The 668-nt window shown below is 48.7% G+C and carries 1 tRNA gene and 1 rRNA gene; both read left to right on the forward strand.

Annotated elements, in window-relative coordinates:
- Window positions 1-362, forward strand: a 16S ribosomal RNA gene (locus tag IE142_RS39860); the annotation flags it as partial.
- A gap of 71 nt (window positions 363-433) precedes the next feature.
- A tRNA-Ile gene (locus IE142_RS39865) sits at window positions 434-510 on the forward strand.
- Window positions 511-668: the final 158 nt, after the last annotated feature.

Consider the following 668-nt stretch of genomic DNA (forward strand, 5'->3'; position numbering starts at 1 on the left):
GGTGGGGATGACGTCAAGTCATCATGGCCCTTACGAGTAGGGCTACACACGTGCTACAATGGCAGATACAAAGAGAAGCGACCTCGCGAGAGCAAGCGGAACTCATAAAGTCTGTCGTAGTCCGGATTGGAGTCTGCAACTCGACTCCATGAAGTCGGAATCGCTAGTAATCGTAGATCAGAATGCTACGGTGAATACGTTCCCGGGCCTTGTACACACCGCCCGTCACACCATGGGAGTGGGTTGCAAAAGAAGTAGGTAGCTTAACCTTCGGGAGGGCGCTTACCACTTTGTGATTCATGACTGGGGTGAAGTCGTAACAAGGTAACCGTAGGGGAACCTGCGGTTGGATCACCTCCTTACCTAAGAGATACGTGTTATGTGAAGTGCTCACACAGATTGTCTGATGAAGAACGAGCAGAGATACCGGTATAGGCTTGTAGCTCAGGTGGTTAGAGCGCACCCCTGATAAGGGTGAGGTCGGTGGTTCAAGTCCACTCAGGCCTACCACTTTTCCTTTATGCTGTGTTGTGAAGCAACTCGTTTACATTAAGTAAACTTCGTTACTCCACGCCTTGCCTAAAGAAAAAGCTTCTTATTATAAGAAGAAAAAGGAGTGGTTATACGGGTATTAAAACATTATGGGGCTATAGCTCAGCTGGGAGAGC

The organism is Streptomyces mutabilis, assembly GCF_014649815.1.
Lineage (GTDB): Bacteria > Actinomycetota > Actinomycetes > Streptomycetales > Streptomycetaceae > Streptomyces > Streptomyces mutabilis.